At 75.4% G+C, this 8,246-nt stretch carries 8 protein-coding genes; 2 read left to right on the forward strand and 6 right to left on the reverse strand.

Annotated elements, in window-relative coordinates:
- Window positions 1-39 precede the first annotated feature (39 nt).
- Window positions 40-600, reverse strand: coding sequence for a Uma2 family endonuclease (locus ACFU7Z_RS31185; protein WP_074002113.1), 561 nt, complete (start codon window positions 598-600; stop codon window positions 40-42).
- A gap of 153 nt (window positions 601-753) precedes the next feature.
- Between ACFU7Z_RS31185 and ACFU7Z_RS31190 the strand changes: the two genes are divergently transcribed.
- A complete protein-coding gene (locus ACFU7Z_RS31190; RefSeq protein ID WP_049654991.1) occupies window positions 754-1,446 on the forward strand; it encodes an RraA family protein in 693 nt (230 codons plus the stop codon).
- Between the two features lie 17 nt (window positions 1,447-1,463).
- Here the strand turns inward: ACFU7Z_RS31190 and ACFU7Z_RS31195 are convergent, their stop codons facing one another.
- The 4 genes from ACFU7Z_RS31195 to ACFU7Z_RS31210 form a co-directional block, all read right to left on the reverse strand.
- Window positions 1,464-1,988: a GNAT family N-acetyltransferase gene (locus ACFU7Z_RS31195; protein ID WP_380781170.1), complete on the reverse strand. Its 525-nt coding sequence runs from the start codon at window positions 1,986-1,988 to the stop codon at window positions 1,464-1,466.
- Window positions 1,989-2,047: 59 nt separating this feature from the next.
- Window positions 2,048-3,013: an SGNH/GDSL hydrolase family protein gene (locus tag ACFU7Z_RS31200; RefSeq protein WP_049654985.1), complete on the reverse strand. Its 966-nt coding sequence runs from the start codon at window positions 3,011-3,013 to the stop codon at window positions 2,048-2,050.
- Window positions 3,014-3,137: 124 nt separating this feature from the next.
- Complete coding sequence (locus ACFU7Z_RS31205) at window positions 3,138-4,442, reverse strand: TerD family protein (protein ID WP_380781174.1); 1,305 nt, start codon at window positions 4,440-4,442, stop codon at window positions 3,138-3,140.
- A 172-nt stretch (window positions 4,443-4,614) separates the two neighbouring features.
- The gene (locus ACFU7Z_RS31210; RefSeq protein ID WP_380781172.1) at window positions 4,615-5,826 is read right to left on the reverse strand and encodes a hypothetical protein; all 1,212 of its coding nucleotides are present in this window, start codon (window positions 5,824-5,826) and stop codon (window positions 4,615-4,617) included.
- A 329-nt stretch (window positions 5,827-6,155) separates the two neighbouring features.
- Between ACFU7Z_RS31210 and ACFU7Z_RS31215 the strand changes: the two genes are divergently transcribed.
- Complete coding sequence (locus tag ACFU7Z_RS31215) at window positions 6,156-6,656, forward strand: SsgA family sporulation/cell division regulator (protein WP_074001657.1); 501 nt, start codon at window positions 6,156-6,158, stop codon at window positions 6,654-6,656.
- A 30-nt stretch (window positions 6,657-6,686) separates the two neighbouring features.
- Here ACFU7Z_RS31215 and ACFU7Z_RS31220 read toward each other — a convergent pair whose 3' ends face one another.
- Window positions 6,687-8,123, reverse strand: coding sequence for a helix-turn-helix domain-containing protein (locus ACFU7Z_RS31220; RefSeq protein ID WP_220450064.1), 1,437 nt, complete (start codon window positions 8,121-8,123; stop codon window positions 6,687-6,689).
- Between the last annotated feature and the right edge of the window lie 123 nt (window positions 8,124-8,246).

Genomic DNA, 8,246 nt, shown 5'->3' on the forward strand with positions numbered 1-8,246 from the left:
CCCCTGACGGGGGGTGCGGGCCGTCGCGCGTTGTCGACGTCAGAGGAACGGCTTCGTGTCGAGGTCGAAGTCGAACGGGGCAGGGAGCGCGAGCGGTTCGCCGAAGGCGGCGAGGTGCACCTCGGTGTACTCGTCGCGGTGCGGCTTGGCGAACAGACTGACCTGGGACTTCTCGCGGTCGATGAGGAGGTAGAGCGGGATGCCGGCCCGGGCGTAGCAGTGGCGCTTGGCGATGCGGTCCTGGTCGGGCTTGGCGGAGGTCACTTCCGCGACCATGGCGACGCCGTCCGGTTCCATCCAGGACGGTGCGCCCCGGAAGAGGCGGAGTTCCTCGGGAGCGAATGTGACGTCCGGGATGACGTGGTCCGCAGGGTGGTGCCCGCTGGCGACGAGGCGAAGTCCCTTGTTCTCCGACATCTGCATTTCGGTAGCCGACTTGCGCCACACCTGGCCGGTCAACTCGCTGATGAGATGGCAGTGGTAGCCGTCGACGGGGAGTCGGATGAGGATCTCGCCATTGACGAGTTCGGCCCTCAGGCCTTCGGGGGCGTCCAGGGCGAGAAACAGCTCGAGGAGGATCTCGTTATCCGTTGTGTTCATGAACGACCTCTCGACCGGATGCGTCGGAAGGCTATGCGCGGTGGGCACAAGCGGGGGCAGGGACTGCGTCATCGTCACTCGATGGTGTGAGTTCGGGGCGGGGCCTAGGATCTTCCTGCTGGTGAACTGGCTTTTCGAGTGGAGGAGTTGGGGATGCTGAAGGCTTTCGCGGAGCTGTCCACGCCGTTGGTGGCGGATGCCTGTGTGCGGCTCGGGGTGGGGGTGCGGGTGGCGCCGGCGGGGGTGGGGGCGGTGGTGGCCGGGGCCCGGGTGGCGGGGCGGGTGCTGCCGGTGCGGCACTACGGGAGCGTGGACGTGTTCCTGGAGGCGTACGGGGCGGCCCGGGACGGGGACGTGCTGGTGGTCGACAACGGCGGGCGGACCGACGAGGCCTGCATCGGGGACCTCGCGGTGCTGGAGGCGCGGGCCGCCGGGGTGGCCGGGATCGTGGTGTGGGGGCTGCACCGGGACACCCCCGAGCTGCGGGAGATCGGGCTGCCGGTGTTCAGTTACGGGGCGCTGCCGCTCGGCCCGGTGCGGTTGGACGACCGGGAGCCGGCGGCGCTGCTGACGGCCAAGTTCGGGCCGCACCCGGTGAGCGCGGAGGACGTGGTGTTCGCCGACCCGGACGGGGTGCTGTTCGTGCCAGGCGACCGGGTCGCGGAGGTGCTGGAGACGGCCGGCGGGATCGCCCGGACCGAGCGCGCGCAGGCCGCCCGGATCGCCTCCGGGGACACGCTGCGCCGGCAGACCTCCTTCGAGGAGTACCTGGAGCGGCGCGCCGCCGACCCGGCGTACAGCTTCCGGCGGCACCTGCGGCGGATCGGCGGGGCGATCGAGGAGTAGGAGCAGGGGTAACGGCCTTACAGCTTGCGGTACATGACGTGCAGGCCGACGTAGCCGTCCACGGGGTGGTCGAAGGCCTCGGGGACGGTGCCGACGATCTCGAAGCCGAGCGACTCGTAGAGCCGCACGGCGTGGTGGTTGGTGGCGACCACGGCGTTGAACTGCATGGCGCGGAAGCCGGAGCGGCGGGCCCAGTCGAGGGTGTACTCGACCAGGGCCCGCCCGATCCCCCGGCCGTGGTGGGCCGGGTCGACCAGGTAGCTGGCGCTGGCCACGTGCGAGCCGTTGCCGGGGCGGTTGCGGCTCATGGTGGCGGTGCCGAGGATCCGCCCGTCCCCGTCCACCGCGACCACCGTGCGGTTCGGGGCGGCGAGCATCCACCACTCCCGGCCCAGCTCGGAGGACATGTCCAGGGGGTAGGGGAAGGTCTCGCCGGCGGCGACGACGGTGTGGAAGAACGGCCAGATGTCCGGCCAGTCCTCGGGGACGGCTTCGCGGATGCGGACGGGAGCGGGCACGGGCGCGGGCGTGGGCAGGGGCATCGGACCAGGATGATGCTCGAGGGGTGGGCGGGCCAGCGGTTTTCGGTCGGAGCGGCCGGTCAACCGCCGAGGACGGCCTTCTCGACCAGGGCGGCGGTGTGCGCCTGGCCGGTGGCGTTGGGGTGCACCACGGCGTACTCGAGGGGGAGGACGCTGGTCAGCACGCCGTCCAGCCAGTGGTCGGCGTCGCAGACGCTGTGGCCGGCGCTGGCGGGGTAGAGGTCCACGAAGGTGTCGCCGTGGGCGGCGGTGCTCCGGGCGACGAGCGCGTTGAGCGGTTCCACGATCGCGGTGCGGGCCCAGACGAGGTCACCGCCGGTGAAGGTGCCGAACTGCAGGAGGTTGCCGAACTGGCAGAGCCCGGCGTTCTCGGGGACGAGGTGCGGGTAGCCGACGGTGAGGATCCTGGCGGACGGGGCCTTGGCGTGCAGCGCGGTCAGCATCCGGTCGTAGCCGTTGCGCAGCCGGGCGAAGCGGTCGGGCAGGCCCGCGTCGAACTTGTCCTTGCAGGGCGTGCCCCGGCCGAGCTGGACGGCGCCGAGTTCGATGCAGCTCTTGAGGATCTCGGCGAAGCCGAGGTCGTTGCCGCCGATCCCGACGGTGACCAGCCCGGTGGCCGGGTCGACGGCGTCGATCTGCGGCGGGACGGGCGGGTAGGGGCCGTTCGGGTCGGTGCCGAGCGGCGGGAGCGGGCGGCCGAGCGGGGCCTGCGCGGTCACGTCGACGCCGTCGGTGGTGGCGCCGCTGCAGCTGACGTTCCGCAGGTCGGCGAGGGAGCCGAGGTCGCGGCGGATGATCTCGGGGTAGGAGTCGACGGTCCGGGCGCAGCCGTCGCGGGGCGCGGTCTCGTCGCCGGTGGCCTCGATGACCCCGGCGGTGTAGGAGTCGCCGAGGGCCGTCCAGCTCAGTGCGCCGGCGCGGGTGCCCGGCCGGGCGGCGGCCTGGGAGGTGGTCGGGGTGATCAGCCCGGCGGCGAGCACGGTGGCGGTGCCGGCGACGGCGAGGCGGGACAGGAAGCGTGGCACGGCTCTCCTCCTGGGGATAGGGGGAGAGTGCGGTTTCACCCTCCTGAGAGTCAATCGAGTCGCTCTGTGGACGACTTGATGCCTCGGGAGGGTGAAACCACGGGCGGGACGGTGACGCCGGGTGTCAGAGCGTCGCGGCGGCGGGCTCGATCATCGCCCGCGCGGTCTTGCCGTCGACGTACTCGCCGAGCGCCGTCATCTCCCACTCGCCGCCCGGGCGGCGGACCAGCTTGCACATCATCACACCGGTGTGGGGCTCGGAGTTGGTGAGGTCGAAGCGGACCAGCTCCTCCTCCGTCCGGGCGTCCAGCAGGCGGCAGTAGGCGTCGCGCACCTCGGTGAACCTCTGGCCGGAGAAGGAGTTCACGACGAAGACCAGCGCGTGGACCTCGGCCGGCAGGCCCTCCAGGTGGACGGTGATCGCCTCGTCGTCGCCGCCCTCGCCGCCGACCAGGTTGTCGCCGGAGTGGGAGATCGCGCCGTTGAAGATGCTCAGCTTCATGAACCAGGCCGTCTCCAGCCGCTTGTGGCGGGCGTCGAAGGCGAGGCAGGAGGCGTCCAGGTCGATGTCGCGGCCGCGGGCGGCGGACTTCCAGCCGAGGGCCATCCGGACGGAGGAGAGGAAGGGGCGGCCGTTCTTGACCAGGGAGACCGAGCTGCCCTTGACCAGGTTGACCCGGCCCTTGTCCAGGGTGACCTTGCCGGGGGCGGCCGGGGCCGGGGGCGCGGCGGGCGCCGGGGGAGCCGCGGGCGGGGCCGGGACGGCGGTCTGGCCGGTGGCGAGGGCGATCCGCGGGTCGATCGGGGAGGCCGCCGGTGCGGGCGGCACGGGCGGAGCGGTCGGCGGGGTCGGGAGCTGGATGGTCCGGTCCATCGGGGCCGGCGGGGCCGGCGGTGCGGCTGCTGCCACCGGGGCGGCGGGCGCGGGGGCCGGGGAGTCGTCGACGGTGACGCCGAAGTCGGTGGCGATGCCCGCGAGGCCGTCGGCGTAGCCCTGGCCGACCGCGCGCACCTTCCAGGCGCCGCCCCGCTGGTAGACCTCGACCACGATGAGCGCGGTCTCCAGGCCCAGCCGGGGCGGGGTGAAGGTGACCAGCACCTCGCCGGTGTCGGCGTCGCGGACGGTGGCGGTGGGCTCCGTCCCGGCGAAGGTGGAGACCTGGTCGGCGGGGCTCGCGGTGACCACGATCTTGGTGATCCCGGCCGGGACGGCCCGGGTGTCGACGGTGATCGCGTCGGGGGTGCCGGCGGAGGCCGGGCGGTGGCTGACGCCGGGGCCGTTCGGGGCGTTGAAGAAGACGAAGTCGTCGTCCGAGCGGACCTTTCCGGCATCGGTCAGCAGCAGGCCGGAGACGTCCAGCGCCTTGGGCGCGGTGACCTCGACGGTCACTCGCGCGGCGGTCAGCGGTGCGTTGCCGCCTTGGGTCAGGACGGTGGGCACGGACTCCTCCTCGGGTGCGGAACGGCGGCCCGGCCGGGGCCGTTGGGGGCGCCGGGCCGGGTGCTGCCCACAGTAACGAACGAGGGTGCGGGGATGCGCCCGTCCGGCGGGCCCGGCTGTCGGATCGTCGGACGATCGTCCGCTGCGGGCCGTCGGCGGCTCAGCGGGCCGCGGCGGTCGGGGTCGCGGCCGGGGTGGGCGCCGGTGCGGCGAGCGGCGTGGCGGCCGGGCTGCCGGGCGCGTACGGCTCGGCGGACGGCGGCGGCGGAGGCGGGCCGAAGGAGCCGAGCGCCGCGACCGCGCGGGGGCGGTCGAGGGCGAAGGCGGAGACGCTCCAGCTCTCCGCCGGGGCCGACTTGCGCACCACGGCGGACGGGTCGGCCGCCGGACGGGCGCCGCGGACGCCGAAGGTGTAGCGGCCGGGCCGGACGTCGGTGCCGGGCGGCGTGGTGAAGCGGTAGACGAGGGTGCCGCGCTCCTGCTGGACGGTCACCACGGCGCCCGGCAGGTCGGTCCAGGCGGAGCCGGGGCCGGCGGCCGACTCGCCCGGGACGAGCCGGAACTCGGCCTGGAACGCGGTGACCGGCTCGGTGGCCGCGAGGGTGAGCTGGTGGCGCAGGCCGTCGCGGCCCAGCGGGGAGACCCGGGCGGCGCCGGTCAGCGCGTGGTCGGTGTCCGCGCTGTCGTCGGTGCCATCGGTGCCGTCGGTGTCCGGGGTGTCGCCGGTGTCCGCCGCGCCGTCGGTGTCGGGGACGGGCAGGGCGGGCGGCGGCGCCGGGCGGCCGGGGGTGGGCGGGCCGAAGCCGGGCTGCTTGGCGCCCGGGGCCGGGACGGAGACGGAAGGGGAGGGCGAGGGGCCGGCCGGGGCCGTGGCGCCGAGCAGCCCGGCCTCGGTGCCCGCGAGCTGGGTGCCTGAGGCGGGTGCGTCCTGCCCGGCCGAGGCCTGGCCGCCGGTCTGGGGTGCGCCCGGGACCGTCGCGCGGGGCGCGGGCGGGGAGGCGGCGACCGGGGGGTCCACCGAGCGGTGCGTGGACGGGTGCGTCGAGGGCCGGTTCGCGGCGGGGGAGGACGACGGGCTGTCGGTCGGGGTCTGCGCCGAGACCGCCTCGGCCTCCTCGGTGGCGGCCGGCGTGGGCGGCGGGGTGCTGCCGACCCGGGCGACGCCGGCCCGGCGGCCGATCCCCTGCTGTTCGTTGAGCAGCAGGGTGGTCGCGATGCTGATGCCGACCACGGTGGACATCGCCATCGCGGCGCCGGAGAAGCGCAGGGTGGGCAGCCGGAACAGGCCGCCGAACGGGCGCGGCCGCCCGTGCCGACCCTGCCGTGCGGGCTCGTGCTGCACGTCCCGCGCGGTGTCCTCGCGCACAGCCACCGGACCCCTCCCTCCCCGAAGCCGCCGTCGCGTCGCCGTATTCTCCCACGCGCCGCCGCCGGGCCCGGCTCCGGCCGCGGAGGGCCGGTTCCACGCGGGCCCGCGTGGGGAGAGGGGAGAGCGTACCAGCGGGCGGCCGCGGCCCGGTCGCACCCCCTCCACTTCGCGGACATCCGTGCGCCACACGGAAGTTGACGCTCCGTCTGATAAGCACCGGCAAGGGAAGGAAGGCCCGGCCGGGGGTTATTGCAACCCCCTTGCAACCCTTGCCCGCCGTACCGGGCGTGACGCAGGCTGAGGGCATCCCACGCCGTCCCGGAGAGACCGTCATGCCGTCCGACCCGCTGTCCGCAGCCTCCAGTGCACCCCTCGCCGCCACCCCCACGGGCGGCGATGGGGAGGTCTCCACCGCCGCTCCGGCGGCGGTGGAGGAGGTGCTGATCCTGCGGATCTCGCTGGGCGAGGAGGTGGTCGGCGAGGTGCGCACCCGGTTCCGGTTCACCGCCGCGCGCCCGTACGAGGTGCTGCTGACCTTCCACCTGGGGCGGCCGGACGAGGCGGACTGGGTGTTCTCGCGCGAACTGCTGCGCGACGGCCTGCGCGCGCTGAGCGGGCAGGGCGACGTCAAACTGTGGCCGGCGTACTGCCCGTGCCACGGCTCGACGCTGCACCTGGCGCTCGAATCCCCGCACGGCAGCGCGCTGCTGGAGGCCTCCAAGCCCCGGGTGCAGGCCTGGCTGGACCGCACCTACGCGCTGGTCTCCGAGCACCAGGAGCGCCACTGCGGCCCCACCGACGCCGAGCTGGCCGCGCTGCTCGCCGAGGGCTGAGGCTCCGCCCCCGGAAGCCGGGACAGACCGTCAGCGGCGCTCCGGCGGCCCGGCGGCGCACGGCGGCGCGAGGGGCGGCGCGCCGGGCAACCGGGCCGTCCCCGCCGCCAGCGCGGCCCGCAGCCGCCGGACGGCCGGGGCCGAGGAGGCGGGCAGCAGGTCGTACGGGTCGTCCGGCCCGTCCACGCTGACCAGCACCGACTCGGCGATCCGGTACGGCCGGTGGGCCAGCAGCCCGCCCAGGTAGCGGCGCAGCCGGGACAGCTCGGCGCGGACCGTCACCGTCCGGCCCGCGTCGCCGAACAGCGCCTCGGCGAGCTGGGCGGCGGTGCTGCCCTCGCGTCCGGTGGCGAGCAGGAGCAGCAGTTCGGCGTGGCGCGGGCTGAGCGGGTGCGACCAGCTGTCGGCCGCGCCCCGGACGGACAGCTCGGGGCGGTCCGGGCGGCGCAGGTCGAGCCGCAGGTGGGCACCCTCGGCCTGTTCGGCGGTCACCGTGCCGGAGCCGTCCTCCTCGGGCGGCCGGACCGGGCGCACCAGCCAGCCGTCGGCGAGCGGCTCCAGCGCGCACTCGCCGAGGCCGGGCACCCAGTGCACGGTGGCCGGGGTCCAGCCCTCGCTGGGCACCCGCAGCCGGCTGGGCGGCGGCAGTCCGGCGGCGGCGGCGGTCCAGCCGGCCGCGTCGACCACCAGCGCCGGGCCGCCGACCCGGGCGAGCAGCGGGGCGGCCAGGGCGCGCAGCTGGTGCAGCGCCTCCAGCCGGTGGGCGCGCAGCTCGGCCTCGGCGAGCCGGGCGGCGGTGGCGGTGAGCTGGATCAGGAACGGGCGGACGCTGTGCGCCGGGCCGCTCAGGTTGATGGCGCCGACCAGCCGCCCGGTCCCGGGGTCGCGCACCGGCGCGGCCACGCAGGTCCAGGCGTGGTGGCTGCGCAGGTAGTGCTCGGCGGAGTGGACGTGCATCGGGCGCCGGGCGCGCAGCGCGACCGCGATGCCGTTGGTGCCGACGCTCTCCTCGATCCAGCGGGCGCCGGTGATGAAGCCGATCCGGTCGGCGCTGCGGCGCAGGCCGCGTTCGCCCTCCTGCCAGAGCACGTGGCCCTCGGCGTCGGCGACGGCCAGCAGCAGCGGGGCCGCTCCGCCCACCTCCAGCAGGGTCTCGCGCAGCACCGGCAGGACGGCGTCGAGTCCGCTGGTGCGGCGGCGCTGTTCGATTTCGCCGGGGCCCAGCAGGACGGCGGCGGCGCCGGTGTCGGGGTCGAGGCCGAGGCGGCGCAGCCGGGCCCAGGAGTCGCCGATCTCGGGGCGGGGTTCGAGCAGGCCGGGGCCGCCGGTCTCCTCGGTGAGGGCGGGAACGGCCAGTTCCCGGGCGGCGGCGTCGGCGAGGGTGCGGTCGTGGACCTTGGCCAGCTCCGACGCGGTCGGCGGGGTGCGGCGCTCGGGTCGTCGGGACTGCCGTCCGGTCTGCCGCACTCGCTTCGCTCCTCGCCGCCGTTCGAGGACGCGTCGGGGCCGACGCGCTGACGAAAGCGTACGGGGGCGGTGGGCCGCTGGGGACGGGGTCGGGCAAGTCGGCATACCGGGCGGTACCTACCT

It is taken from the genome of Kitasatospora sp. NPDC057518, from assembly GCF_042802075.1.
Classification (GTDB): Bacteria; Actinomycetota; Actinomycetes; order Streptomycetales; family Streptomycetaceae; genus Kitasatospora.

Bases quoted from the DNA above. Each gene is read 5' to 3' on its own strand.
- ACFU7Z_RS31190 (WP_049654991.1), top strand. From the start codon at position 754: ATGCTGAAGGCTTTCGCGGAGCTGTCCACGCCGTTGGTGGCGGATGCC.
- ACFU7Z_RS31185 (WP_074002113.1), bottom strand. From the start codon at position 600: ATGAACACAACGGATAACGAGATCCTCCTCGAGCTGTTTCTCGCCCTG.
- ACFU7Z_RS31195 (WP_380781170.1), bottom strand. From the start codon at position 1,988: ATGCCCCTGCCCACGCCCGCGCCCGTGCCCGCTCCCGTCCGCATCCGC.
- ACFU7Z_RS31215 (WP_074001657.1), top strand. From the start codon at position 6,156: ATGCCGTCCGACCCGCTGTCCGCAGCCTCCAGTGCACCCCTCGCCGCC.